At 62.5% G+C, this 26,218-nt stretch carries 24 protein-coding genes; 13 read left to right on the top strand and 11 right to left on the bottom strand.

Annotation, left to right across the window (positions count from 1 at the left end):
* Positions 1-8: 8 nt before the first annotated feature.
* Positions 9-983, top strand: a complete 975-nt coding sequence (locus tag ACODR6_RS25165) for an NAD-dependent epimerase/dehydratase family protein (protein ID WP_489025031.1) — start codon at positions 9-11, stop codon at positions 981-983.
* Positions 984-1,002: 19 nt separating this feature from the next.
* Here ACODR6_RS25165 and ACODR6_RS25170 read toward each other — a convergent pair whose 3' ends face one another.
* Together ACODR6_RS25170 and ACODR6_RS25175 are read right to left on the bottom strand one after the other, a co-directional pair.
* Entirely contained in the window at positions 1,003-1,731 is a 729-nt protein-coding gene (locus ACODR6_RS25170) for a hypothetical protein (RefSeq protein ID WP_489025033.1), read from the bottom strand.
* Between the two features lie 52 nt (positions 1,732-1,783).
* Positions 1,784-2,593: a hypothetical protein gene (locus ACODR6_RS25175; protein WP_489025035.1), complete on the bottom strand. Its 810-nt coding sequence runs from the start codon at positions 2,591-2,593 to the stop codon at positions 1,784-1,786.
* A 225-nt stretch (positions 2,594-2,818) separates the two neighbouring features.
* Here ACODR6_RS25175 and ACODR6_RS25180 point away from each other — a divergent pair, with 225 nt between their 5' ends.
* Positions 2,819-4,168 (top strand): peptidoglycan L,D-endopeptidase MepK, encoded by a 1,350-nt coding sequence (locus ACODR6_RS25180; protein ID WP_489025037.1) that lies wholly within the window; start codon positions 2,819-2,821, stop codon positions 4,166-4,168.
* 69 nt (positions 4,169-4,237) lie between these two features.
* Positions 4,238-4,720 carry a transcription elongation factor GreA gene (gene greA / locus ACODR6_RS25185; RefSeq protein WP_489025039.1) on the top strand — a complete coding sequence of 161 codons (483 nt, stop codon included), beginning with the start codon at positions 4,238-4,240 and terminating at the stop codon, positions 4,718-4,720.
* A 164-nt stretch (positions 4,721-4,884) separates the two neighbouring features.
* Here greA and ACODR6_RS25190 read toward each other — a convergent pair whose 3' ends face one another.
* The 5 genes from ACODR6_RS25190 to ACODR6_RS25210 form a co-directional block, all read right to left on the bottom strand.
* Positions 4,885-7,098, bottom strand: a complete 2,214-nt coding sequence (locus ACODR6_RS25190; RefSeq protein ID WP_489025041.1) for an FAD-dependent oxidoreductase — start codon at positions 7,096-7,098, stop codon at positions 4,885-4,887.
* A 13-nt stretch (positions 7,099-7,111) separates the two neighbouring features.
* A complete protein-coding gene (locus ACODR6_RS25195; RefSeq protein ID WP_489025043.1) occupies positions 7,112-8,320 on the bottom strand; it encodes an acetyl-CoA C-acetyltransferase in 1,209 nt (402 codons plus the stop codon).
* A gap of 37 nt (positions 8,321-8,357) precedes the next feature.
* Positions 8,358-10,154 (bottom strand): acyl-CoA dehydrogenase C-terminal domain-containing protein, encoded by a 1,797-nt coding sequence (locus tag ACODR6_RS25200; RefSeq protein ID WP_489025045.1) that lies wholly within the window; start codon positions 10,152-10,154, stop codon positions 8,358-8,360.
* 155 nt (positions 10,155-10,309) lie between these two features.
* Complete coding sequence (locus tag ACODR6_RS25205) at positions 10,310-10,612, bottom strand: hypothetical protein (protein ID WP_112713450.1); 303 nt, start codon at positions 10,610-10,612, stop codon at positions 10,310-10,312.
* Between the two features lie 60 nt (positions 10,613-10,672).
* Entirely contained in the window at positions 10,673-10,861 is a 189-nt protein-coding gene (locus ACODR6_RS25210; RefSeq protein WP_489025047.1) for a hypothetical protein, read from the bottom strand.
* Between the two features lie 189 nt (positions 10,862-11,050).
* Between ACODR6_RS25210 and ACODR6_RS25215 the strand changes: the two genes are divergently transcribed.
* Complete coding sequence (locus ACODR6_RS25215; RefSeq protein ID WP_203429618.1) at positions 11,051-11,527, top strand: VOC family protein; 477 nt, start codon at positions 11,051-11,053, stop codon at positions 11,525-11,527.
* Here the strand turns inward: ACODR6_RS25215 and ACODR6_RS25220 are convergent.
* Positions 11,517-12,422: a DMT family transporter gene (locus ACODR6_RS25220; protein WP_489025049.1), complete on the bottom strand. Its 906-nt coding sequence runs from the start codon at positions 12,420-12,422 to the stop codon at positions 11,517-11,519. The genes ACODR6_RS25215 and ACODR6_RS25220 overlap by 11 nt on opposite strands.
* 106 nt (positions 12,423-12,528) lie before the next feature.
* Here ACODR6_RS25220 and ACODR6_RS25225 point away from each other — a divergent pair, with 106 nt between their 5' ends.
* Positions 12,529-13,953, top strand: coding sequence for an aminotransferase-like domain-containing protein (locus ACODR6_RS25225; protein ID WP_199626148.1), 1,425 nt, complete (start codon positions 12,529-12,531; stop codon positions 13,951-13,953).
* Here ACODR6_RS25225 and ACODR6_RS25230 read toward each other — a convergent pair.
* A complete protein-coding gene (locus ACODR6_RS25230; RefSeq protein ID WP_489025051.1) occupies positions 13,932-14,945 on the bottom strand; it encodes a GGDEF domain-containing protein in 1,014 nt (337 codons plus the stop codon). The two genes, ACODR6_RS25225 and ACODR6_RS25230, sit on opposite strands and share 22 nt — an antisense overlap.
* Before the next feature lie 171 nt (positions 14,946-15,116).
* On the opposite strand from ACODR6_RS25230, the gene ACODR6_RS25235 reads away from it, so the two are divergent.
* Positions 15,117-15,536, top strand: coding sequence for a nuclear transport factor 2 family protein (locus ACODR6_RS25235; protein WP_449098399.1), 420 nt, complete (start codon positions 15,117-15,119; stop codon positions 15,534-15,536).
* An 83-nt stretch (positions 15,537-15,619) separates the two neighbouring features.
* Positions 15,620-15,982: a hypothetical protein gene (locus ACODR6_RS25240; RefSeq protein WP_025555261.1), complete on the top strand. Its 363-nt coding sequence runs from the start codon at positions 15,620-15,622 to the stop codon at positions 15,980-15,982.
* Positions 15,983-15,994: 12 nt separating this feature from the next.
* Here the strand turns inward: ACODR6_RS25240 and ACODR6_RS25245 are convergent, their stop codons facing one another.
* Positions 15,995-17,278 (bottom strand): cystathionine gamma-synthase family protein, encoded by a 1,284-nt coding sequence (locus ACODR6_RS25245; protein ID WP_489025054.1) that lies wholly within the window; start codon positions 17,276-17,278, stop codon positions 15,995-15,997.
* A gap of 126 nt (positions 17,279-17,404) precedes the next feature.
* Here ACODR6_RS25245 and ACODR6_RS25250 point away from each other — a divergent pair, with 126 nt between their 5' ends.
* The 6 genes from ACODR6_RS25250 to ACODR6_RS25275 all read left to right on the top strand — a co-directional run bounded on the left by ACODR6_RS25250 (position 17,405) and on the right by ACODR6_RS25275 (position 25,668).
* The gene (locus tag ACODR6_RS25250; RefSeq protein ID WP_025555263.1) at positions 17,405-17,863 is read left to right on the top strand and encodes an Lrp/AsnC family transcriptional regulator; all 459 of its coding nucleotides are present in this window, start codon (positions 17,405-17,407) and stop codon (positions 17,861-17,863) included.
* 257 nt (positions 17,864-18,120) lie between these two features.
* A complete protein-coding gene (locus ACODR6_RS25255; RefSeq protein ID WP_489025056.1) occupies positions 18,121-21,861 on the top strand; it encodes a peptidoglycan-binding protein in 3,741 nt (1,246 codons plus the stop codon).
* A 121-nt stretch (positions 21,862-21,982) separates the two neighbouring features.
* Positions 21,983-22,597: a cysteine peptidase family C39 domain-containing protein gene (locus tag ACODR6_RS25260; RefSeq protein WP_489025089.1), complete on the top strand. Its 615-nt coding sequence runs from the start codon at positions 21,983-21,985 to the stop codon at positions 22,595-22,597.
* A 36-nt stretch (positions 22,598-22,633) separates the two neighbouring features.
* Entirely contained in the window at positions 22,634-23,701 is a 1,068-nt protein-coding gene (locus tag ACODR6_RS25265; protein ID WP_489025057.1) for a D-alanine--D-alanine ligase family protein, read from the top strand.
* A 240-nt stretch (positions 23,702-23,941) separates the two neighbouring features.
* Positions 23,942-24,862: a sulfite exporter TauE/SafE family protein gene (locus tag ACODR6_RS25270; protein ID WP_203429624.1), complete on the top strand. Its 921-nt coding sequence runs from the start codon at positions 23,942-23,944 to the stop codon at positions 24,860-24,862.
* Entirely contained in the window at positions 24,862-25,668 is an 807-nt protein-coding gene (locus tag ACODR6_RS25275; RefSeq protein ID WP_203429625.1) for a TIGR02186 family protein, read from the top strand. The genes ACODR6_RS25270 and ACODR6_RS25275 overlap by 1 nt, the downstream gene beginning before the upstream one ends.
* On the opposite strand, the gene ACODR6_RS25280 is transcribed toward ACODR6_RS25275, so the two are convergent.
* Positions 25,669-26,172 carry a winged helix-turn-helix transcriptional regulator gene (locus tag ACODR6_RS25280; RefSeq protein WP_203429626.1) on the bottom strand — a complete coding sequence of 168 codons (504 nt, stop codon included), beginning with the start codon at positions 26,170-26,172 and terminating at the stop codon, positions 25,669-25,671. It abuts the gene before it with no gap.
* Between the last annotated feature and the right edge of the window lie 46 nt (positions 26,173-26,218).

Below are 26,218 nucleotides of genomic sequence, written 5' to 3' on the forward strand. Positions count from 1 at the left end.
GAGGGATCATGGCGCGTGCATTGGTGACTGGGGGATGCGGCTTCGTCGGCCGGCATCTATGCGAGCGGCTGCTTGCCGAAGGAATGGACGTCGTCTCGGTGGACCTGATGAAGCCGGGCACGGGTGCGCTGCCGCCATCGCCTAGACTGCTTTCCAACCGCCGTTTCACCTTCCTGCAGGAGGATTGCCGCAGCTATTTCGAGCGCACGGACGAGCATTTCGACTATGTCTTCCATCTCGCAGCGCTGGTCGGCGGGCGCATGACGCTGGAGAACCAGACGCTTCTCGTTGCCGAGGATCTCGCCGTCGATGCCGCGCTCTGGCGCTGGGCGGGCGAGAGACGCCCGGGCAATGTGGTCTATTTCAGTTCGAGTGCCGCCTATCCCGTTTCGTTGCAGACCTTCGAGGCGCAGACGATCCTTTCGGAAGACATGATCTCCTTCGACCGGCCGATCGGCGTGCCCGACCTCAGCTACGGCTGGACGAAGCTGACCGGCGAATATCTGATGAAGCTCTATGTGGAGCGCTATGGCGGCCGCGCCGTCGCCTACCGCCCGTTCAGCGGCTATGGCGAAGACCAGGATCTCGCCTATCCCTTCCCCGCCATCTGCCGCCGCCTGATCCGCGAGCGCGGGGCGCCGAACGTCTCCGTCTGGGGCAGCGGCCACCAGTGCCGCGACTTCATCCACATCTCCGACTGCATCGGTTTCGTCATCGACACGATGGACGCCATGACATCAGGCATGACCCTCAACCTCTCGACCGGAGACGCCACCTCCTTCATCGAACTCGCCAGACTGATCGCCCGCGAACTCGGCTGGTCACCGGAGGTAAACGGCACCGCCAGCCGGCCGGAAGGCGTGTTCTACCGCTGCGGGGATACAGCGCTGCAGCGGGAATTCGGGCTGGCGCCGAAGGTGAGCCTTGAGGAAGGGATCAGGCGGTCGCTGGTGTTCCATCGGCAGATGGAGGTGATGGCTTAGGCGGCGAAAACGGCCTGCGTTAGTAGAGTGCTGCCTTGAATTTTTGCCTGTCTGAGGGATCCATCCAGTTGAAAACGTTGCCGTCGGCAAAGCTGGTCAATATCTCAATTTCGCCCCTGTGAACCGGGAGTTCGTTTGCGGACGCAGCATATACTCCCAGTGTCTTAACCTCACCTCCAAATCTTTGCTTAGCGAAATAGAGCGTTGCCCCCTTTTCGCACGCTTTGGCATGAGCTCCAGTCATCAGACCACGTAATTCGAGCGTCGAAACGACCTTTAGGCCATTCGGCTTGTAAGCGAAATCTGCCACAATGTCCTTTTCTTCTGAGACCACAAACTTAGGGATCACCTTCCCTACTTCAAGTGGCTGTCCGCGCTCACCAAGAACGCCAACCTGACGAAGCATCAAAGCTATCTCAGTATTAATTTTCTGCTGCTTTTCCTTGCGATTAAGGCTCGGCTTATCAACGAAGACCGACAGAATTTTTCTTACCGCATCATCAAATTCTTCAGACGATCTAGCACTTAAATCACCAGGTCTTCCTAAGGAAAAGACTTCGCTTCTAACTGCTGATTTGCTCGAATCGCCACTTTGCAGCGCAGCAAGATCTGACGGCGCAAGCTCGGTCAACATGTCTTTGTAGGCGTCCGCAATCTGATCCCATTTGTGGCCGGTCAGATGAGCAAGCTTCCGTATCTCCGTGAAACGTACATCGACGCCATTCGGGCCAAAGGCTACAATACCCACGTTTACGCGTTCGCCGCGTAACGCACTTGGTCGCGCCTGTATGATGGAAAATTTATATGAGTGTGCCATCTCTCAAGCCAGCCCTTATTTCTGCGACCCTGGCTGACGCCATCCCATTAGCCCACCAATTTATGATCGCATTCTCCTCTTGGGTGGTCAACCAGTCGCGTGGATGGGTATGGATAATGCGAGACACCGCGGAAGAATCGACCGAATCGATTGCATCAAGAACTTGGTCCGCCACATCGATGCTTACGTAGTTTCCAAACTTTTGTTTCAGCCAGTCCTTTACACTGATTGTCGCTATGGCTGGGTCTGTCATTACGTCAGGAGGCGGAAAACCGTTGATGATCCATGACCGAGAATAGTCGAATGAGAGTACCCTATGCCCGTGCGCAGCTGGAACCACCATAAAGTTATTCGCATGCCTATCCACATTATGGACAAACAAATCAAATACATAAATTCTGCAAAGATCTTCGGCGATCGAGGCGAAGTCAATTGCTCCCCTTAACGCCAAATTCCACCAATCTTGAACTTTGCCATTTGTCCATTGAGAACCAAACCAATGATTTCCATCTGGATGGCGTATAACGCTGAATGGCACCTGCGGGACACCAACCAGGTTCGCAAGTGAGGAACAGAACCACTCACAATGCGGGAGCGCTAGATGAACATTATTCTTTTTGATTACAAACGTTCCTGCATCGCCACAGAAACACCCTTCATTGGTATCTTCGCTTCCAAAATCTGCGGCACCGCAAAATACAGCTTCGAGCGCCACTAATTGCGGAACATTGCCATTCGGCGGTAACGCCATCCCCAACACCCCACCGCGCCATCTAAATGACGGCGCGGTCACGATAACTGCCCTGCACTAACGAATACTCGCCAAACTAGAATTCTTCAATGGGGCTACTCTACTTTTGGCGAAGGCCCGGTTATGAGAGAGGCAAGAGTCCGAGCTCTTCACCCCCATCAACCCCTTGTTAAACCTTTATTGACCATAATCGCCGCTTCAGGCGCGGTATTGTAGGCGTTCACCGGACCTCTGCTGCCTTTACTCGCGTAAGACGGAGATGGTCATATGGAATGTGCGGCGAAGACGCGGGCGGGTCAGGATGAGAAGGGGTTTGGCCTCTTTTCGGCACTGGCGCGGCAGGCTGTGCGCGCTGTCGTGGCGGCATTTCTGGCGGTGCCGGCCTTTCTGGGCTCTGAGGTTGCGGCGGCTGCCGAAGACCGGGCGCTGAAGCTCTATTTCACCCATACCGGCGAGAAGGCGACGATCACCTTCAAGCGTGACGGCAGGTTTGATCCGCGCGGGTTGAAGCAGATCAACCGCTTCCTGCGCGACTGGCGCCGCAACGAGCCGGCGCGCATGGATCCGCGGCTGCTCGATCTCGTCTGGGAGGTCTACCAGAAGGCCGGCGGGCGCGATTATATCCATGTCGTCTCCGCCTACCGCTCGCCTGCCACCAACAACATGCTGCGCACCCGCTCACGGGTGACGGGCGTTGCCAAGAACAGCCAGCACATGCTCGGCAAGGCGATGGATTTCTATATTCCGGGCGTGCAGCTCGCCAAGCTGCGCGGCATCGCCATGCAGGCGCAGGTGGGTGGCGTCGGCTACTATCCGAAATCCGGCTCGCCCTTCGTGCATCTCGATGTCGGCCGGGTGCGCGCCTGGCCGCGCATGTCGCGCCAGGAGCTGGCGCGGATCTTCCCTGATGGCAAGACCATGCATGTTCCCGCTGACGGACGGCCGCTGCCGGGCTACAACCAGGCGGTCGCCGAATACAAGAAGCGCGGCAGCGTGAAGACCGTTGAAGTCGCCTCCGTCGAGGACGACGAGGATACGGGCAGCAGCGCTGCGCTCCCGAGCAAGCTCGCGACGGCGCTGGTGCCGACGCCGCGCAGCAGCGTGAAGCGTGACATTCCGATGCTTTCGGCCGTGCCCGTGCCTGAAAAGCCCGCACCCGAGAGCTATACCAATCTCGCCTCGCTCAGCGTGCCGCTGCCGGTTCTGCGGCCGGGCAGCGAGAAGGCGAACGCGCCTGTCGATCCGGTGCAGACCGCCTCCATTGATCCGGTTGCCATCCGCCCGGAAATCCGCCCCGCCGGTCCCTCCTTCGGTGCCAGCGCTCTTGCCTCCCTCACGCCGAGCTCGATGCCCGGCGCGCAGGCTGAGCTGATGGCGGCGCTGCCGCTCGCCAAATCGCCGGAGCTCGATGGCGGCGTCTCAAGCATCTCCGACGAGGCGCTGATGGGCTGGGCGCTGCATGGCAACGGCCGCGAGCTCGGCATGAGCGCGCCGCGCATCATCCGCCGGGCGATCCTTGCCGATCACAGCACGGCCTACGAGATCCTCGACGACGAAGAGGAAGGTGACGAAGCCGAGTTCGATGTTGACCGCTTCGGGTCCGATCAGGCAGGCTGAGGGGATGGGCGCCGCTTGAGCGCCCCTTTGCGCCCGATGATGGCGCGTGCCTGAATGGAGTCTTGAGAATTGAGTACCGCTTTCGTCAAGGAAGAGAGCGCCGAAACCGCGGCAGAAACCCATCTGCCCGATCGCCCGATCTCGCCGCATCCGAACCTCGTCACCGAAGCCGGGCTGAAGGCGCTGGAAGAGCAGCTGCAGCAGGCGCGCGAGGGCGTGGAAGCCGCGGCCGGGATCGAGGATGTCAACGAGAAGCGGCGGCAGACGGCTATTCCGCTGCGCGATTTCCGCTATTTCGCCGAGCGTGTGCGCACCGCGCAGGTGATGCCCGCCCCCGCCTCCAACGACGTCGTTGCCTTCGGCAGCAAGGTGACCTTCAGCCGCGACGACGGCCGCGTGCAGACCTACCGGATCGTCGGCGAGGACGAGGCCGATCCCAAGGCTGGGTCGATTTCGTTTGTCTCGCCGGTGGCCCGGGGGTTGATGGGCAAGCGTGTGGGCGATCTCGCCATGGTGGGCGATCAGGAGCTGGAGATTACGGCGATCGCTTGAGGGCGCCTCCAGAGGGGGCGTCATCCTCGGCGTTGAGCCGAGGACCTAACAAGCCCCTACGCCAACCGTTTCACTCCATATCCGCCGTTGCAGATGCTCGGGACAGGCCCGAGCATGACGGCGTGGTGGTGGGCCGCGGCTTGCCCTACCCTGCCAGAGGCGGCTTACGCCGCCTCCTTTTCCCCGCGATAGGGGTCGAAGCGGCCGTAGAAGGTTTCGCCCTTGGCGGCCATGTCCTTCAGGAGCGGTGTCGGCTTGAAATGCGGGCCGTAAGAGGCCGCGAGCTTTTCCGCCAGTTCGACGAAGGCCTTGGCGCCCATGCCGTCGATATAGCTTAGAGCGCCGCCGGTATAGGGCGCGAAACCGAAGCCGAGGATGGAGCCGACATCGGCCTCGCGCGGATCGGTGACGATGCCTTCCTCGACGGTGCGGGCCGCTTCCAGCGCGATCGTGACGAGGAAGCGCTGCTTCAGCACTTCGATGTCCACCTCATCGGCCTTCTTCTGCGGATAGAAGGTCTTCAATTCAGGCCAGAGCGATTTCTTGGCGGGCTTCGGCGGGTAGTCGTAGAAGCCCTTGGAATTCTTGCGGCCGAAGCGGCCTTCCTTCTCGACCATGCGGGAGACAAGCTCCATGTGGCGCGGATCGATCGCCGTCGGCCCAAGGTCCGCGACGGTCGCCTTGAGGATCTTCAGCGACAGGTCGATCGCCACTTCGTCGTTCAGCGCCAGCGGTCCAACAGGCATGCCGGCCATCTTGGCGGCGTTCTCGATCATGACAGGCGGGACGCCTTCGATCAGCATGTCATAGCTTTCGGCCATGTAGCGCAGGACGCAGCGGTTGACGAAGAAGCCGCGAGTGTCGTTGACGACGATCGGCGTCTTCTTGATCGCGGCGACATAGTCGAGCGCGACGGCAAGCGCCTTGTCGCCGGTTTCCTTGCCAAGGATCACTTCGGTCAGCATCATCTTCTCGACCGGCGAGAAGAAATGGATGCCGATGAAATCGGCCGGGCGCTTCGAGCTCTTGGCCAGACCCGAGATCGGCAGGGTCGAGGTGTTGGAGGCAAAGATCGCGCCTTCGGGCAGCACTTCCTCGACAGCCTCGATCACGGCCTTCTTGACTTCGCGGTCTTCGAAGACAGCTTCGATGACGAGGCCGGCATCCTTGAGATCGGCGTAATCGGCAGACGGCGTGATGCGGGCGAGGATGGCGGCAGCCTCATCCTGCGTCAGCCGGCCCTTGCCGACGGAATCCTTCGCCAGTCCCTCGCCTGTCGCCTTGCCCTTGCTGGCGGCGTCGATATCTCGGTCGATCAGCGTGACTTCGAGACCGGCAGCGGCCGAGACATAGGCGATCGAGGCGCCCATGAAGCCGGCGCCGACGACGCCGATCTTCTTCAGTTCGGTCTTGGGCTGGCCGGCCGGACGGCGGGCGCCCTTGCCGAGTTCCTGCATCGAGATGAACAGCGAGCGGATCATCGAGAAGGCTTCGGTGGTCTGCAGCACCTGGGTGAAATAGCGCTGCTCGATCTTCAGCGCCGTATCGAAAGGCACCTGCAGGCCTTCATAGACGCATTTCAGGATGGCGAGCGCACCCGGATAATTGCCTGCCGTCTCGCGGCGCAGGATCGCCGGCGCGGCCGGCCAAAGCTGTGCGGAAGCCGGCGTCCAGATGCCGCCGCCGGGAACCTTGAAACCCTTCTCGTCCCAGGGGGCGACCGGTTTCAGGCCATCCTTGATCATCTGTTTGGCAGCCGGGATCAACTGATCCGGTTCGACGACCTGATGAACGAGGTTCATCGCCTTGGCGCGCGAGGCGGTCAGCGACTGGCCGGTCGTCATCATCTGAAGAGCAGATTGCGCATCGGCAAGGCGCGCGACACGCTGCGTGCCGCCGGCGCCGGGGAAGATGCCGACCTTGACCTCGGGGAGCGCGATCTTCACCGACTTGGCATTCGAGGCGATGCGGCCATGGCAGGCGAGCGACATTTCGAGCGCGCCGCCCATGCAGGTGCCGTTGATCGCCGAGACCCACGGCTTGCCGCAGGTTTCAAGCTTGCGGAACAGGCCGGTCATGCGACCGACGAGATCGAACAGCTTCTGGGCGGCCGTATCCGGATTGGCGGCTTTCTCGGTCTGGTACAGCGTGAACATCGACTTGATCATCGACAGATCGGCACCGCCGGAGAAGGACGACTTGCCCGAGGTGATCACCACGCCCTTCACGGCGCTGTCGGCGACGGTGGCGTCAACGATGGCGTTGAGCTCCTCCATCACCTCTTCGGTGAAGACGTTCATCGACTTACCGGGCATGTCCCAGGTGACGAGCGCAATGCCGTCTGCGTCGGTCGCGAGGGTGAAATTCTTGTAGGTCATGGTCTTTCCTCCCTCAGACGCGTTCGATGACGGTTGCCGTGCCCATGCCGGCGCCGATGCAGAGCGTGACCAGCGCGGTGTTCAGATCGCGGCGCTCCAGTTCGTCCAGCACTGTGCCGAGGATCATGGCACCGGTGGCGCCGAGCGGGTGACCCATGGCGATCGCGCCACCGTTGACGTTGATCTTGTCGTGGTCGATGTCGAAGGCCTGCATGTAGCGCAGCACGACGGCGGCGAAGGCCTCGTTGAGCTCGAAGAGATCGATATCGGCGAGCGACATGCCGGTGCGCTTCAGGAGCTTTTCGGTGACGTCGACGGGGCCGGTCAGCATCAGCGCCGGGTCGGAGCCGATATTGGCGAAGGCCTTGATGCGGCCGCGGGGCTTCTTGCCGAGGCTTTCGCCACCGGCCTTGGAGCCGAGCAGCACGGCGGCTGCGCCATCGACGATGCCGGAGGAATTGCCGGCGTGGTGGACGTAATTGATACGCTCGACCTCAGGGTGGGCCTGGATGCCGACAGCTTCGAAGCCGCCCATCTCGCCCGGCATCTGGAAGGACGGGTTCAGCGAAGCCAGCGCCTGCATGTCGGTGCCGGGGCGCATGTGCTCGTCGTGGGCCAGGATCGTGAGGCCATTCTGGTCCTTCACCGGGATGACGGAGTTCTTGAAGTAGCCTTTCTCCCAGGCGGTGGCGGCGCGCTTCTGGCTTTCGACGGCATAGGCATCGACGTCGTCGCGGGAGAAGCCGTATTTCGTGGCGATCAGATCGGCCGATACGCCCTGCGGCATGAAATAGGCCGGGAAGTTGACGGAGGGGTCCATGAACCAGGCGCCGCCGGACATGCCGAGGCCGACGCGCGACATGCTTTCGACGCCACCGGCAATCACGATGTCATCTGCACCCTGGGCGATCTTGCCGGCGGCGAAATTCACGGCGTCGAGGCCCGAAGCGCAGAAACGGGAGATCTGCATACCGGGCGCACGGGTAGAATAGCCTGCTTCGAAGGCAGCCGCCTTGGGGATCACCGCACCGGCATCCATGACCGGATCGACGCAACCCATGATAATGTCATCGACGGTGTTGGTGTCCAGCCCGTTGCGATCGCGGATCGCTTCCAGCGTCTTGGCGGCAAGGCGCACGGACGGCACTTCATGCAACGAGCCATCCTTCTTGCCGCGGCCGCGCGGCGTGCGCACGTGGTCGTAAATGAATACGTCGGTCATCGTCTTTTCTCCCTCGCGGCGTATGGCGCCGTTCAACTCAGAATGCTTCGGCGGCCAGTTCCATCATCGTGTCGGCGCCGGTTTCGATGCGGGCCTTGCGCAATGCCGTCTCCGGCATGATGCGCTCCATGTAGAACTTGCCGGTGACGAGCTTGGTCTTGAGGTAGTCGGCACGGGCGCTATCGCCATTCGCAAGCGCGTCTTCGGCAGCCTTCGCCATCTTCGCCCACATATAGCCGAGAACGACGAGGCCGAAGAGGTGCATGTAGTCGGTCGAGCCGGCGCCGGCATTGTCGGGCTTGGCCATGGCGTTCTGCATGAACCACATGGTCGCCGCCTGCACGTCGTTCAAGCCCTTCTTCAGATGCTTGGTGAAGAAGGCGAGCTTTTCGTCGTTGCGGTTTTCCTCGCAGAAATCGCCGATCTCCTTGAAGAGCGCCATGACGGCGCGGCCGCCGTTGAGGCCGAGCTTGCGGCCGACGAGGTCGAGTGCCTGGATGCCGTTGGCGCCTTCGTAGATCATGGCGATACGGGCATCGCGGACATACTGGCTCATGCCGTGTTCTTCGATATAGCCGTGGCCGCCGAAGACCTGCTGGGCCATGACGGCGTGGTCGAAGCCCTTGTCGGTCATCACGCCCTTCAGGATCGGGGTGACAAGGCCGAGGATATCGTCGGCCGTCTGGCGTTCCTTGTCATCGGCAGAGCGGTGGGCGATATCGGATTTCAGCGCGGTCCACAGCAGGAAGGCGCGGCCGGCCTCGTTGAAGGCGCGGATGGTCATCAGCGAGCGGCGGATATCCGGATGGACGATGATCGGGTCGGCCTTCTTGTCCGGCGCCTTCGGGCCGGAGAGAGAACGGCCCTGGATGCGCTCGCGGGCATAGTTGACGGCGTTCTGATAGGCGATCTCGGAGATCGACAGGCCCTGCAGGCCGACACCGAGGCGGGCTTCGTTCATCATCACGAACATGGCGTTGAGGCCGCGGTTTTCGGCACCGATCAGGTAACCGGTCGCCTCGTCATAATTCATGACGCAGGTGGCGTTGCCGTGGATGCCCATCTTGTGCTCGATCGCGCCGCAGGAGACGGCATTGCGGTCGCCCGGCATGCCGTCTTCCTTGACCATGAACTTCGGCACGATGAAGAGAGAGATGCCCTTGGTACCCTCCGGCGCGCCCTCGATGCGGGCGAGCACCAGATGGACGATATTGCCGGTCATGTCGTGTTCGCCGGCGGAGATGAAGATCTTCTGGCCGGAGATCTTGTAGCTGCCATCGCCCTGAGGCACGGCCTTGGTTCGCAGCAGGCCTAGATCGGTGCCGCAATGTGGCTCGGTCAGGTTCATGGTGCCGGACCATTCGCCGGAAACCATCTTCGGCAGGTAGGTCTGCTTCTGCTCGTCGGAACCGTGGACGAGGATCGCGGCGATCGCGCCCTGCGTCAGGCCCGGATACATCATCAGCGACATGTTGGCGGCAGAGGTATATTCGCCGACGGCAGCGTGCAGCGTGTAGGGAAGGCCCTGGCCGCCGAATTCTTCCGGCACGGCAAGCCCGGTCCAGCCGCCCTGGCAATAGGCATCATAGGCGGCCTTGAAGCCCTTCGGGGTGGTGACCGAGCCGTCATCGGCGCGCTTGCAGCCCTCCTGATCACCCGAATAATTGAGCGGGAAAAGCACCTCTTCGGCCACCTTGGCGGCCTCGCGGAGGATGGCCTCGATCATGTCAGGTGTGGCGTCCGCAAAGCCCGGCAGGTTGTTGTAGCGTTCCAGACCCAGCACGTCGTTCAGGACGAAGAGCGTGTCATTAACCGGGGCCTTATAGACTGGCATCGTTCGAATTCCTCCAATTCGCAGACCGGACCGAGACCGGCACATGGGAGTGTCTTACAAAATATTGACGTTTGCGTAAACGTCAAATTCTGCATTTGCTCGAATTTGTGATGAGGATCACGGACAGCGGATCGACGGAGATTTCCGCCTGGAGGTCAGTGAAGTTCGGCCGACAGCGCGGCGCTTCTGCGAACGACGTCGCTCATGGTTTTCAACAGTGAGGAAAACTCCTCGAGGACGAGGCCGAAATAGGCGTCGTCGGTCTCGGCGAGTGCCGTAACCGAGGCGCAGGCATTGAAGATCAGCTTGTCTAGATTGTCGCTCTGATCGAAGAGGCCCTCGGAAAGCTCGTCATCGCGCAGTGTGTGAAGCTCGTCGACAATCTTGCGGATGAGCGAGCGCCGCTGCCAGCGATGCATGCCGGAGATGTTCTTCTGCGCATGCCGGATTTCGGACATCAGATTTCTATGCAAGAATCAGCCCTCGTGAGCCGCCCACTCTAGCTGCGCTTTGTAACGCTATCGTGTGAGCCTCGGGCGCAGGCAATTTGCCATCAGTTCCTGTTTGGTGGCGAAGTGGCCGAAGAGCTGGACAAGCTCGCGCTCCTGCTTGCGATCCAGGCCTTGTTTGCGGGCGAAATCGCTGACACTCCAGACTTTTCTGGAATCCTGTAGCGATGTGACTTTGGGGTCGATGTGCGAGCTCATGGGACCGCCCTCCTTCAAGGCGTCAAATCAACGCCGAGGACTACCCCTCAGTTCCTGCCGATCACGGCTTTTTGCTCTCTGTACGAAAGAAGACAAAGGGCGGGAAAACGCGCTGGAATTGTCGGGAAGCGCTCCGCTCAACCGTCCTCGGATTGTTCAACCCCAAAAGGCAACAGAGGAGGACTTCTCATGACCCGGATCTCGAACAATCTCTGGTTCGAAAAGGACGCCCAGCAGGCAGTGGATTTCTATGTCTCCGTAATCCCGGACTCGACCTTCATCCGCTCGACCGTCATTCCCGCTGATACGCCGAGCGGGCCGGAAGGCAGCTGCAAGGTGATCGAATTCCGGCTCGGCGACCAGAACTATCTGGCGCTTGAGGCAGGACCGCTCGATGCCTTCAACCATGCCTTCTCGATCATCGTCGAATGCGACAGCCAGGCCGAGATCGACCGCATATGGGATGCGTTTCTGAGCAATGGCGGAACGACGGAAGCCTGCGGCTGGCTGAAAGATCGCTGGGGCCTCTCCTGGCAGATCACCCCGCGCGTGCTCGGCGAGATGATGGCCGATCCGGATCGTGCCAAGGCGCGGCGGATGACGGCAGCGATGCTGCAGATGGTGAAGCTCGACATGGCCGAGCTGCAGGCAGCCTTCAGCGGCTGAGTGCGGCGCCAGTCACAGGTGGAGCGGCCTTGGCGAATTTCTTCGCGCCGGCGACGCAGGCAACCACGGCCAGCGTTGCCGCCAGCATGCTCCAGCTGACGCTCTCCTTGAGCAGTGTTGCCGCCAGCACCAGACTGAAGAACGGCTGCAGCAGCTGCAACTGGCCGACACCGGCGATGCCGCCAAGCGCCAGGCCGCGATACCAGAAGATGAAGCCGATCAGCATGCTGAACAGCGACACATAGCCAAGGCCAAGCCAGGCGGGATTGCTCATTTCAGGCAAGGTCTGCGGCATCGCAACGACCGACAGGACCAGCATCAGCATCAGCGGCAGCGACAGGACGAGCGCCCAGGAGATCACCTGCCAGCCGCCGAGCTTGCGGGAAAGGCGCGCTCCCTCGGCGTAGCCCAAGCCGCAGACGACGATCGCCGCGAGCATAAGGAGATCGCCGACCGATGTCGCGCCATCGCCCTGCGCCAGCGCGAAGCCGGCGACGATGGCGCTGCCGAGGCAGGAGAACAGCCAGAAGACCGGCTGCGGCCGTTCTCCGCCGCGAAGCACCCCGAAGATCGCCGTAGACAGCGGCAGGAGACCGATGAAGACGGTCGAATGGGCCGAGGTGATATGCTTCAGCGCGATTGCGGTCAGCAGCGGAAAGCCGATGACGACGCCGAAAGAAACGACCGCGAGCGAGACGAGATCGCTGCGCAGCGGGCGCTTCTCGCGAAAGAGTATCAGCAGGCCACCTGCCAGAATGCCGGCGATCACCGCCCGCGCGACGGTGAGGAACAGCGGATCGAAACCGGCAACGGCAACACGGGTCGCGGGAAGCGAACCGCTGAAGATGAGTATCCCCATAAAGCCACTAAGCCAACCGGCTGCCGTCTTGTCCATGCGCACATGCTCCTGTTCTCGCCCGCTATGAACCCGAAGGCATGGCATTGCCAGCAACAGTACGGTACAGTTTGCGCAAACTGTTATGGACACGGATACAGTACAGATGGATCAAGCGGTCAAAAACCTGGACAGTGGCAAGCGCATCGGTGCCGTAATGACGGAAATCCGCCGGCGGATTGCCGGGCGGGAACTGGTACCGGGGTCGCGGCTACCCTCGGTGCGCGCCTTCGCGAAGATCATGCACGTCTCGGCCTCCACCGTCGTCGAGGCCTATGAGCGGCTGGCCGCCGAAGGGCTGATCCGCTCGCGCCCAGGCTCCGGTTTCTATGTCTCGAGCTCGCCGCAGCCGCTGACGCTGTCGGAGATCGGGCCGAAGCTCGACCGGGCGATCGATCCGCTCTGGGTCTACCGTCAATCGCTGGAGGACAGCCCGGATCTCCTGAAGCCCGGATGCGGGTGGCTTCCGGAAAGCTGGATGCCGGTCGATGCAATCAGAAAGGCATTGCGCACCATTGCCCGGGGAGAGGATGCCGTTCTTGCCAATTACGGCACGCCGCTCGGCCAGCTTCCATTGCGGCAACTGCTTTCCCGGCGGATGAACGAGCGTGGCATTCCCGCCTCGCCCGACCACATCATCCTGACGGAATCCGGCACGCAGGCGATCGATCTGGTGTGCCGGTTGCTGATAGAGCCCGGCGATACCGTCATCGTCGACGATCCCTGCTACTTCAACTTCCATGCACTGCTGCGCGCCAATCGTGCCAAGGCCATCGCCGTGCCGATGACGCCGCAGGGACCGGATATCGAGGCCTTTGCGCAGGCGATCGAGCAGCACAAGCCGCGGCTCTACATCACCAATTCCGCCATCCACAATCCGACCGGAGCCACCTGCTCGGCCGTCGTCGCGCACAAGCTGCTGAAGCTCGCGGAACGGGCCAATCTGACGATCATCGAGGACGACATCTTCGCCGATCTGGAGCACGAGCCCTCCCCGCGCCTTGCCGCCTTCGACGGGCTGGAGCGGGTCGTGCATGTCGGCAGCTTTTCCAAGACGCTTTCCACCTCGGTGCGCTGCGGCTTCATCGCGGCAAAGCCGGAATGGGTCGAGCCGCTAATCGATCTCAAGCTGGTGACGAGCATCGGCGGCGGCCGGCTGAATGCCGAGCTGATCCTCCTGCTTCTGACCGACGGCAGCTACCGCAAGCATCTCGATACGCTGAAGGTGCGGCTTTCGAAGGCGATGGACGAGACGATCGGGCGGCTGGCGCCGCTCGGCATCACGCCCTGGATCACGCCGCAATCCGGGATCTTCCTGTGGTGCCAATTGCCGGACGGTATCAATGCAGGCGATATCGCCCAGTCCTGCCTTGCCGACAATGTCGTGCTGGCGCCCGGCAATGCCTTCAGCACGGCGCCGGAGGGGAGCCGGTTCCTGCGCTTCAATGCGGCGCAATCCGGCGATCCACGCATTTATCGCGCGCTTGAGAAAGCCCTGAAGGCGGCGCGTCATATGCCGGCGATCAGGTAGCGGTCACGGCCTGCGGCCTTTGCCTGATAGAGCGCGGCATCGACGACCTTGAGGAGATCGATGCGGTTGCTGCCTGCCTGTGGCGCCAGCGCTCCGCCGATGCTGAGACGCGCACCGACCGATATGCCTTCGACCTCGAAAGGTTCGCGGAAAGCGGCGACCAGGCGCTCGGCGACGGACGATAATGCGGCGGCATTCGGCGGATTGGGGATGAAGACGGCGAACTCGTCGCCGCCCATGCGCACGGCAATATCACCGGCCCGGATGACGGCGCGGATACGGTTTGCCGCCTCGCGCAACACCTCGTCGCCTGCATGATGGCCGAGGCGGTCGTTGATGCCCTTGAACCCATCCATGTCGAGATAGAGGGCGCCGAAGGTCTGGCTCGCCGCAAGCGACCGTTCGAGTTCGCCATCGACAAGGCTCGCAAGCGCCGTTCGATTGTAGAAGCCGGTCAGCGGATCGGTCATTGCCGCGGCGCGCAGGCTGGTTTCGGCAAGGCCCATGACCATATTGGCCTTCTGCAGGCGCAGCAACGCACCCGCGACCAGCGCGAAGCGGCTGAGATTGCCGATCTCGGCATCGGACAGATCCCGCGGTTCCACATCGAGAATGCAGAAGGCGCCGACGGCCAGGCTGCCCTCCATCTCGATCGGCGCGCCTGCATAGAAGCGAAAATGCGGGTCGCCGGTCACATAAGGCATATCCGACAGTTCGGGATGGCGCTGCAGATCGGGAACGATGACGAGATCGTTGGCGTAGACGACACGGGTGCAGATGGAGAGATCGCGCGAGCACCCCGCCTGGCCGGCAACGCGCTGCCAATCCTCATCGATGATGTTGATGGCCGCGAAGGGTGTTTCGAAGATGCCACGCGCCAGCTCGGCGAGAGCCGCAAGCTCCGGCGTCGAACTGCGGCTTACGGCATTCAAGGCGCGGACCGCCAGCAGCCGTTCTGCTTCATTGGCGGGGAGCCGGACGACCTGTCCCATTCATACCTCCGTCAGTTCGCAATCCGTTGCTAAAACATGATGTCATGATTTGTCACGGCAAGGGCAAAGTTTGACGAATGTTAACAAGGCGTTGCCAGCAGCAATGTCTGGCAGCGGACATTGGCGCGGAAAGCTGGTAAACTGATTTCGGGCTTGCAACCGGAGGAGCGCATGGACGACCGTCAAGCCATTTCAGATCTGATCGAGCGGCAGTTTGCCAGTCTCAGCTGGGCGCATGGCACTGGGCCCGACGCCGAGGGCTTCATGGAGGACTTCCATCCGGATGCCCTGCTGTTTGCCTCGGCGCGTCCCGCAAGAGCACAGACGCCGCGGAAATTCCTGGAGCGCATGGAGGGGCTGTCGCAGACGTCGCTACGCGCCTTTGCCGAACATTGTCCGGCGCGAGAAATCCGTATCTTCGGCAATGTTGCCGTTGCGATTGCTGCCTGTGAGAACGTCGAGAACAATCGCGAGCGCAGCCGCAATGTCGAGATGATGCTGCTGGTGAAAGACAGCAGCGGCTGGAAGATCGCCGCGCAGGCATGGGACAAGATGACGCCGGGCCAGAGCTTTCCGGACTGGCTTTCGTAAGGCGGTTGCTTCCCGCGACAGGTGCGTTACATTTCGTTGGCTAACCGAAGAACGAGCTTGGGAGGAGCGACTTCATGAGACGGATGTGGCCTGAGGAGTTCAATTTCATCCTGAACGGCGCGGAGGAAGTGACGCTGGATATTCCGGCGACCGTGCACGAAGACGGCTCGCATGGCGAGGCGACCCATCGCCAGGCACTGCGGGTGCGGATTTCGCAGCAGGATTACGAGCGCATCTGGCCGCTCGCCGAGGCGCGCTATCGCCTCGACGGCAAATTCGCCGGCAAGGCGATCACGCTGATCGCCAATAATCCACATTACCATACCTGGCATCCTGCCGATGGCGGCACCGCGGACGAGACATCGGACAGCGGCAGGCACTACACGACGAAATATGTCGTCGTGCATTTCCTGCTGGATGACGTGCGGGAGGCAGCGGCGGCCTGAGGCCGCCCGCCCTTACGCCTCATCAAGCGCCAGCGTGAGATCGGCAATCAGGTCGTCGGGATGCTCTATCCCGATCGACAGGCGGATCGTTGATTCCAGCACCCCGATGCGCTGGCGCACATCTGCCGGCACGCCCGAATGCGTCATCGTCGCCGGATGGGAGGCGAGCGATTCCGTTCCGCCGAGGCTGACGGCCAGCTTGAAAATCTTCAGCGCGTTCAGGAATTTGAACGAGGCCGGCTGGCCACCCCTGATATCGAAGGAGAAGGTCGAGCCAGCACCGCTGCACTGGGCCGTAAACGTGCGGCCGACCGGCGACTGCGGGTCGTTGTAGGGCAGATAGTGGATCTTCTCGACTTTCGGATGCTCGCGCAGGAAACCGGCGACGGCTTCCGCATTGCTATTGGCGCGCTCCATGCGGATCTGCAGCGTTTCCAGCGAACGGCCAAGCATCCAGCAGGAATGCGGATCGAGCTGCGTGCCGATTGCGCCACGCAGCGCCTTGACCTGCTTCATCACGGCCTTGCGGCCGAGTGCGGCACCGGCGATCAGGTCCGAATGGCCACCGACATATTTGGTCAGCGAATAGAGCGAGATATCGGCGCCATGCTCGATCGGCCGCTGGAAGACCGGGCCGAGCAACGTGTTGTCGCAGGCGATGATCGGCGTATGGCCCTGCTTTTCGCCGATCGCATCGGCGACACGGCGGATCATCGCGACATCGACGAGGCTGTTGGTCGGATTGGCCGGCGTTTCGATGAGGATGACGGAGACGCGGCCCTTGGCCATCGCCTGTTCGGCCGCGGCCTTTACCGAGCTCTCGCTGACACCATCGGCAAAGCCGACGGCGGAGACGCCGAGATTGAGGAAGGTCCTGGCAAGCAGCGTTTCCGTGCCGCCATAGAGCGGCTGCGAATGCAGGACGGTATCGCCGGGGCGGACGAAGGCGAGCAGCGTGGTGGCGATCGCCGACATGCCGGACGAGAAGAGCGCGCAGCTTTCGGTGCGCTCATAGACGGCAAGGCGGTCTTCGACGATCTCGCTGTTCGGATGGTTGAAGCGGGAATAGACGAGACCCGCACCCTTGCCCTCCGGCGGCTCCTTGCGGCCGGAGACATAGTCGAAGAAATCCCGGCCATCCTCGGCGGACTTGAAGACGAAGGTCGAGGTCAGGAAGACCGGCGGCTTGACGGCGCCTTCCGACAATTCCGGATCATAGCCGTAGTTCAGCATCTGGGTTTCCGGATGCAGGGCGTGAGTACCGATATGGGTTCTCGACGGGTGCGGCGCGGTCATGAAACGTCTCCTCAAACAATGTCACGGACTTCGTCCGGCAAATTATATCAGATGCAGCGGCGGGTTCTTGCTATTTGGCGCGGCCTGATATTGTTGGAAGCAACTTCTTGCGGAGATCAGCGAAAAGTGACGCAGAAAATTGCCGATACCATTGACCGCCGTATCCTCAAGGAACTGGCGGCCGACGCGCGCATCACCAACAACGAATTGGCGGAGCGTGTGGGGCTTTCGGCATCGGCTTGTTTGCGGCGGCTACGGCGTCTGGAAGAAACCGGCGTCATCCAGGGTTACACCGCGATGATCGACCCGGCCGTCGAGGGCTGGACGATGACGGCGATCGCCTCGGTGCGGCTCAGCCGCCAGCACGAGGACGAGATCCGGATGTTCGAGGATGCCGTGCGCGGCTGGGACGAAGTGCTGGAATGCCACCTAGTCACAGGTTCCAAGGACTATGTGCTGAAGGTGATGAGCGCCGGGCTCGAACAATACGAGCGGTTCATCAAGGACAAGATCGCCAAGCTGAAATGCGTCGACACGATCGAGACCAGCTTCGTGATGAACACCATCAAGGCGCGGCGCTCCTGAGCATCAAAAATGCCCACAAAGCCTCAAGTGTTAAAAAATTCTCACACAAATTAACGGGTTGTTTACCACGTTTCATGAAAGGTGCGCGGTGAGCAGTGGTGATCCGCATTCCTTTTCCTAGTCTCGCGTTTTTCGTTGGAATGCCGCTACGCCGTCCAGTTTGAGGAAAGTCTAAAAAACTAAACTCGGATGAAACGGTCTCTCAAGCCAATAGCCGAACCCTGACGAGGGACGCGGCAGACGAAGCGAGCAAGAAGATGAACGGATCGCGATCAAATTCTCCCCGGAGCGCCGACAGGTCCTCCCTCGACGCGCTGAACCGCACGATCGAAGGGCTCGAGGCGCGTATCGAAGGGCTGATGGGCAGCAACGGTCCGCGGGATCCGGCGCCACGGGCTGCTGCTCCCGAACGCGATAGCTACGCACGTTCCTATGAGCCGCGGCCGGCCTACGCCGCCGCCGAGCCCCGTCCCGACCCGCTCGCCGAAATCCGCCAGCGCCAGCGCATTCTCGAAGCCGGCCGCGAACGCGCAGCCGCCGAGCGTGCCGCCTACCGCGAACCCGCTCCTGCGACGCGTGCACCGGCTCCGGCCGCCGCTCCTGTCTACGGCGCCTCGAACGACACTATGACCGAAATCGCGCAGGCGCTCGTCAATCTGCGCCAGGACCTGAAACGCGACATCTCCGAGGGCGTGACGCGGGAGATGAATGCGCTGCGCGGCGAGCTCCGCGAGATCAAGTCGAGCGCTCAGGACAACCGGTTCGCCGACGACATCCGCGCCGACATGGGCCGTCTGGCGCAGAGCATCGACCAGCTCTCGCACCGCTCCGCGAGCCCGGAAGCCGCTGGCCTGCGCAGCGAATTCGACGAACTCCGCTCGCTGATGGATGGCTTGGCCCGCGAAGATTCCGTCCGCCACATGGAGCGCCGCTGGGACAGCTTCGAAAATCAGCTGCACACGATCGACACCGCCGGACTTCAGGAAGAACTGGTTTCGCTCGCCTACCGGCTCGACGACATCAAGCGCCATATCGGCGGCATGGGCGAGAGCCCGGCTGTCCGCGCCCTCGAAGACAAGCTGATTTCCATTGCCAGCGCGATGGAACAGTTCGGCAGCATGATCCAGCCGCATGACCGGGCGATGTCCGAGCAGTTCGCGGCGATGGATACGCGCCTCGACGAGATCAGCCGCGCCATTGCCGCCAGCAGCCGCAATGCCTCCAACGGCGACCCGGCGCTGATGCACCGCCTCGAAGGCCGTCTCAATGCGCTCGGCGAGCAGATCGACCTGATGGGCCGCAGCGTTGCCAACCGCACGGCACCGGCCGATGGCCTGGCCGACCGGCTGGAAATGCTGACGCGCCGCGTCGAAGAGCTTGCCAATACCAAGGCGACGGCTCATCTCGACGAGCGGCTGGAGCAGCTCTCCTACATGCTGGAGCGCGCCCAGAAGGCCGCACCGCAGCCCGACCTCAACCGCACGCTGGCCGATATCTCCAGCAAGATCGACGCGCTGGAAACCGGCGCGGTCAACGACGTTCTTGCCGAGCGGCTCGACTATCTCGCCCGCCGCATCGACCAGATGGAAATCCAGCCGGCTCCCGTCATGGCGGCGCCTGCCATCGACGACAGCGCTTTCCGCCGGATCGAGGGACGCCTCAGCGACATCGCCGCCCGTCTCGAAGAGAGCACCGCGGCACCGGCGACCGATTCGCGGGCGCTGAAGAGCCTCGAAGATCAGATCGCCAATCTCTCCACGCTGCTCCACGAGCCGCGCGCCGATGCCGGCCTCTCTGCCGATCTCGATCGCCGCATGGGCGCCATCGAAGATTACATGGCGACCAGCGACGAATATATCATCGAGGCTGCCCGCCAGGCGGCTGAAGCGGTCGTCGAAGCCTATTCGCGCAATGGCGGCCTGCAGGCCGGCAGCGTTCCGGCCGCCGACATGTCGGCGCTGAACGCGCTGGCCGCCGACCTTCGCCACCTCGAAGACCTGAGCCGCAGCGGCGAAGAGCGGACCCACAAGACGTTCCAGGCGCTGCATGAAACGCTCGTCCATATCGCCGACCGCCTCGACGACATGGAAACGCGCAACCGGCCGGCCGCCCGCATGCCGGCCGCCAATGTCGATTTCGAAGTCGACCCCTATTCGCTGATCCCTGCCGGCGCAGAGGCGGAAAAGCCTGCCGTGTTCGGCACCAAGGGCGTGGCGGCACCGCGCGCCGCCGTGGCTGAAGCCGTTGCGCCGCAGCCGGCCCCGGCTCCCGCCGTGAGCGAAACCAGCGCCATCGCCATCGAAGCCGCCACCAAGCATGCGGCCGAAGCCAAGCAGAGCAAGAGCCTGTTCCTGGCGATCGGCAAGAAGCTGATGCCCGGCAAGAAGGCGCCGAAGGCCGATGCCGCCGAGCGCACGATCATCGATCCGGCTCCGTCCATCGACCCTGTCGATGTCGTGCCCGGCGAAGAGGCCAACGAGCTTCTCGAGCCCGGCTCCGGCGCGCCTGACGTGAAGAAAATCCTGGAGCGGGTTCGCGCCAGCCAGAGTGCGGCACGCGCCAACCCGAAACCTGCTTCGGAAAACGACCGCGCCGACTATATTGCCGCTGCGCGCCGCGCCGCCCAGGCCGCCGCTATCGAATCCGACCCGAAGGCCCAGCCGCTGAAGGCCGACAAGAAGAGCAAGGCTCCGAAGCCTGCCGGTGGCGCCAGCGCCTTCTCGCGCTTCCGCCGTCCGCTGCTTCTGGCAGCCGGCGCCGTGCTTCTGGCGATCATGGCATTCCCGCTTGCCCGCACGCTGACCACAGGCCAGAGCGCACCGCCCGCCGAAGTCGCGGTCATGAGCGATGCGAACCAGGCTCCGGCAACGGCAGACACGGCGGCCGTACCGCAGATCGATAACCAGGCGACCGCCAATCTCGAAGCACCGGCGGCACCGGAGCCCGTTCCCCCCGCTGCCGATCCGGCACCGGCATCACCGGCCGATCATCTGACCGATGCTGCGCCGCTCGATGGCGAAGGTGCTGCGACGCTGACGCCGGGCGCTCCGGCTCAGGATGCCACGGCCTTTGCTCCGAAGGATGCTCCGGCCACCACCAATGCGGCACCGGCACAGCCTGAAATCGCTGTTCCCGATGTAGTCCAGCCGGCGGCACTTGCCGATGCGGCACGCGGCGGCGATGCGCTTGCCCTGTTCGAAATTGCCGCCCGCTACAGCGAAGGCCGCAATGGCGTCACCGCCAGCGAAGCCGATGCGGTCAAGTGGTACCAGATGGCCGCCGACAAGGGCTTTGCCCCGGCGCAGTACCGTCTCGGCAGCATCTACGAGAAGGGTACAGGCGTCGCCCGCGACATCAACAAGGCCAAGGGCTACTACGAGCAGGCTGCTGATCAGGGCAATGCCAGCGCCATGCACAATCTCGCAGTGCTCTACGCTTCCGGCGCGCTCGGCCAGCAGGACTATGCGACGGCTGCCAATTGGTTCACCAAGGCCGCCAATCTCGGCATCACTGACAGCCAGTTCAACCTCGCCATCCTCTGCGCCCGCGGCAACGGCGTGACGCAGGATCTCGGCGAGAGCTACAAGTGGTTTGCGATCGCTGCCAAGGGTGGCGACAAGGACGCCGGCGCCAAGCGCGACGAAGTCGCCAAGGCGATGAAGCCTGCCGACCTCGACAAGGCAAAGGCCGCGACCGACGCCTGGAAGCCGCAGCAGCTCGACAACAAGGCAAACGGCATCGACGTGCCCGACGCCTGGACCGGCAAGGGCACCAGCACCTCAAGCGTCGACATGAAGAAGGCGATCCGCAACATTCAGGCGATCCTGAACAATAACGGTTTCGACGCCGGCACGCCTGACGGTGAGATGGGCGCCAAGACCGTTTCGGCGATCAAGAGCTTCCAGAAGTCCATCGGCCAGGATCCGTCCGGCAAGATCAACGACGACACAGTCAAGGCCCTGCTGGAACGCAACGCTAAGAACGCCACCAAGGCATAAGGCGCCAATCCGGCCCTCGCCTCGAAAAATCACGACGACCCTTTTGCCTTCGCCGCAAAAGGGTCGTTTTGCTTTCAGAGTTTCGCGGCGGGATTGATTGCCGGTCGGGGGATTCGTGAGCATTCAGCGGGACAAGGTTCCCTATTTCAGCCAGTGGGAAACGCCGGAGATGACGTTATCAGTGCTTGCCGAGGGGTCGGCGGCGCTGCTGCGGGATCCGCTCTGGCGGCAGTCAGGCGCCGAGACGGTCGAGGACTATGCGCGCTGGGCGGTCAATGTCTGCGGCATGGCCTGCCTGAAGATGATCCTGGCAGCGCGCGGCGAGCTGCATCCGACGCTTGCTCTTGCCCGCACCTGCACCGCCTATGGCGGCTATGTCGTCAACGAGCTCGATGCCTCGATCAAGGGGCTGATCTATGCGCCCTTCGTCACCTATGTGCGCGAACGCTTCGGGCTCTTGGCGGAGACGATGACGGGCGTCGCGACAGAGAACATTCCCGGGCTGCTGGCCGAGCGTCCGTTCTTCATCGCCTCGGTCAATAGCGGCATCCGCTGGCCGGAGAAGATACCGCCGTCGAAAGGCGGTCATCTGGTGCTGGTGACGGCAGCCACACCGGAGACGATCCGCTTTCACAATCCATCCGGCCATGACGCCGCAAGCCAGGCAGACGTGACGCTGCCGCTTGCCGTCTTCGACCGCTTCTTCGCCAATCGCGGCATCGCGATCGGCGTCTGAGACCTATTTCGACACGAGATCATTTTGGAGGTTTTTATGACATCTTCCCGCGGCAAGCTGCGCATCGCCGTTCTCTTCGGGGGCCGCTCGGCCGAACACGACGTCTCCATCATGTCGGCGACGAATGTCATGGGAGCGCTGGAGCCTTCGAAATACGAGGCGGTGCCGATCTTCGTGACGCGGGAGGGCGAATGGCTGCTCAGCCGCTTCGAGAACGGCACGCTCGCCAAGCCGGCAAGCGGCACCGAAATCGCGCTGGTGCCCGGCGGGTGCGGTCGGATGATCGCGATCGACGGCGGCCGGATGAGCGATGCCGCGACGATCGATATTCTCTTCCCGGTGCTGCACGGAATTTTCGGCGAGGACGGCTCGGTGCAGGGGATGGCGGAAGTGGCCCGCGTGCCGCTGGTCGGCTGCGGCATCCTGGGTTCGGCAACGGCGCTCGACAAGGATATAGCCAAGCAGCTTCTGCGAGCTGCGGGGCTGCCGGTAGCGCGGGCGGTGACCGTGCATGCGGACCAGGCGCCGTCCTTCGATACGCTTGAGAGTGCGTTGGGATTGCCGATGTTCATCAAGCCGGCGCGGCAGGGCTCTTCGGTCGGCGTGCGCAAGGTTTCCGGCAGCCAGGAATTTGCACCGGCGCTTGCGGAAGCCTTCAGGCATGACCGCAAGCTGCTTGCCGAAGAGTTCATCCGCGGCCGCGAGATCGAGTGCAGCGTGCTTGAGGACACCAGGGGCGGATTGTTCGTCTCGCGCCCGGGCGAGATCATCCCGGCGGAAAGCCACGGCTTCTACAGCTACGATGCGAAATATATCGACGAGGACGGCGCGGCGCTGAAGGTTCCGGCGGAACTTCCGGCCGAGGTCGAGGCGAAGATCCGCGAGACGGCAGCGCTTGCCTTCCGGGCGCTCGGCTGCGACGGCATGGCGCGCGTCGACTTCTTCCTGACCGAGGACATGAGTTTTCTGATCAACGAGGTGAACACCATTCCTGGATTCACCAATATCAGCATGTATGCGAAAGCGATGGCGGCAAGCGGCGTCAGCTACCCTGATGTCATCGACCGGCTCGTCGAGCATGGTCTCGCGCGCGCCGGTCTCTGAGCCGAAAATGCCCCTTCCCGGTGTGGCAGGCACGCACCGGGAAGAAAAACGCCGCGACTTCGCCCCGCCTTGTCACAAAACCTGAAAAAAGCCGGATTATTCGGGAGTTATCGCTCGCGGAATGTGCGGCCTGGATGTCGTTTCTCGAAAGCCTCTGGCAACGATTTCCCATTATGATGCGCCATTCGAACGGGACAAGCGCGCCTGCCCGGCGGGGGCAGTGAGTAATCGGGGTCGGTTGTGGCAATCTATCTGCCCATCGCAGAATTGTCGGTGAACATCTTCATCATTCTCGGCATGGGCGCCGCTGTCGGCTTCCTGTCGGGCATGTTCGGCGTCGGCGGCGGCTTCCTGATCACCCCGCTCTTGATCTTCTACAATATCCCGCCCGTCGTCGCCGTCGCCACCGGCGCCAACCAGGTCGTCGCTTCCTCGATCTCGGGCGCGATTACCCATTTCCGGCGCGGCACGCTCGATGTGAAGCTGGGATCGGTGCTGCTGGTCGGCGGTCTGTCGGGCGCCACAGTCGGCATCTGGATCTTCTCGCTGCTGCGCCGCCTCGGCCAGCTCGATCTCTTCATTTCGCTGCTCTACGTCGTCTTCCTCGGCACCGTCGGCGGGCTGATGTTGCTCGAGAGCGTCAACGCCATGCGCCGCGCAGCCAAGAACGTGCCGCCGACGCCACGCAAGCCCGGCCATCACCACTGGGTCCACCGCCTGCCCTTCAAGGTGCGGTTCAAGAAATCGAAGATCTATCTCAGCGTCATCCCGGTCATCGCGCTCGGCTTTGCGATCGGCATCCTGACCTCGGTCATGGGTGTCGGCGGCGGTTTCATCATGGTTCCCGCCATGATCTATCTGCTGCGCATCCCGACCAACGTCGTCGTCGGCACCTCGCTGTTTCAGATCATTTTCGTGACCGCCTATACGACGATCGTGCAGGCGGCGACCAACTTTTCCGTCGATATCGTGCTCGCCTTCATCCTGATGGTCGCCGGCGTGATCGGTGCGCAATACGGCGTGCGTGTCGGCCAGAAACTGCGCGGCGAGCAGCTGCGCGCGCTGCTCGGCCTGCTCGTTCTCGCCGTCGGCATCCGTCTGGCGATCTCGCTGGTGGTAACGCCGGCCGATATCTACTCGATCGTGATGGGAGGCAATTGATGCGTTGCCTTCCGGCCCTCGCCCTTTCGCTCTTCCTTGCCCTGCCGGGTCTCGCCGCGGCGCAGACGCTGCTGCCGGGGCAGAATGCCGAGAGCGTGCGCGAGGGACTGGAGATCGGCACCTCGACCAGCGAAATCGCCATCACCTCCGACTTCAAGGGCGCCGATCTGACGATCTTCGGCGCGGTGACCGAAACCGACCAGCTGCTGCTCGCCGTCGGCCAGTATGACGTTGTCGTGGTGCTCGAGGGGCCGCGTGAGAACGCGACGGTGCGCAAGAAGCAGCGGGTCTTCGGCATCTGGATCAATACCAGCTCGATGACCTTCGAGGCCGTGCCGCACTCCTATTCGATGTCGAGCTCACGGGCGATCGACGACGTGACGACGCCGCTCGACCTTACCGACGAGGGCATCGGCATCGACCATATTCCGCTGACACCTGTCGGCTATGTCGGCGATGGCAGCAGTCTAGGGGAGTTCCGCGAAGCGTTCCGGCGGCTGCAGCAGAGCGGTGGCCTTTACGAGCGCGATCCATCCGGCGTGCGCTTCGTCAGCTCCAACCTGTTCAAGGCGAGTCTCCGCCTGCCCGCCAATATTCCGAACGGCGTGCATACCGTTCGCGCCTATCTCTTCAAGAGCGGCAAGCTGGTGAACCAGAAATCCGTGCCGCTACGCGTCATCAAGACCGGCATCGAGCAGATGATCACCGATGCTGCGCATGAGCGGCCGATCGAGTACGGTGCATTCGCCGTATTCCTGGCGCTGGTGACGGGCTGGGCCGCCAGCATCGTGTTCCGCAAGGATTGATCAGGCGCTCTTTTCGCGCGCTGCAACCTCGTTGCGGGCCTGCGTCAGGCGGGCAAGCACGGATGGCGTATCCGTCGGCAATGGCGTGCCGAGATGCCTGGCGCGCAGCTCGTCCATGAAATCCGACCACAGCTGTGGGCCGCCCTCCTCCAGGATTTCGGCGCGGATTGCCAGCTCGTCGGAAACCGGCAGATGCTTGCGGCCCCAGGCGCCCATATGCGCGAGAAGCGGCACGAGCTCGATGGCCATTTCGGTCAGGCTATAGACCGACTTCTGCTTGTGGCTCGGGTCGTCTTCCTTGGTCAGCAAGCCGTTCTCGACAAGGCGGCGCAGGCGGTCGGCGAGGATGTTGGTGGCGATGCCCTCGCTGGAGCCCTGCAGCAGTTCGCGGAAATGGCGCCGGTTGCCGAACATGATGTCGCGGATGACGATCAGGCTCCAGCGGTCGCCGAGAACCTCCAGCGTCAGGTTGATGGGGCAGCCGGAACGGTGCTCTTCACTCATGCTCATTCTCCAAAAGCCGCTTGCATTTTGCCATCAGAATACCGGC

Source organism: Rhizobium sp. FG96, from assembly GCF_057808655.1.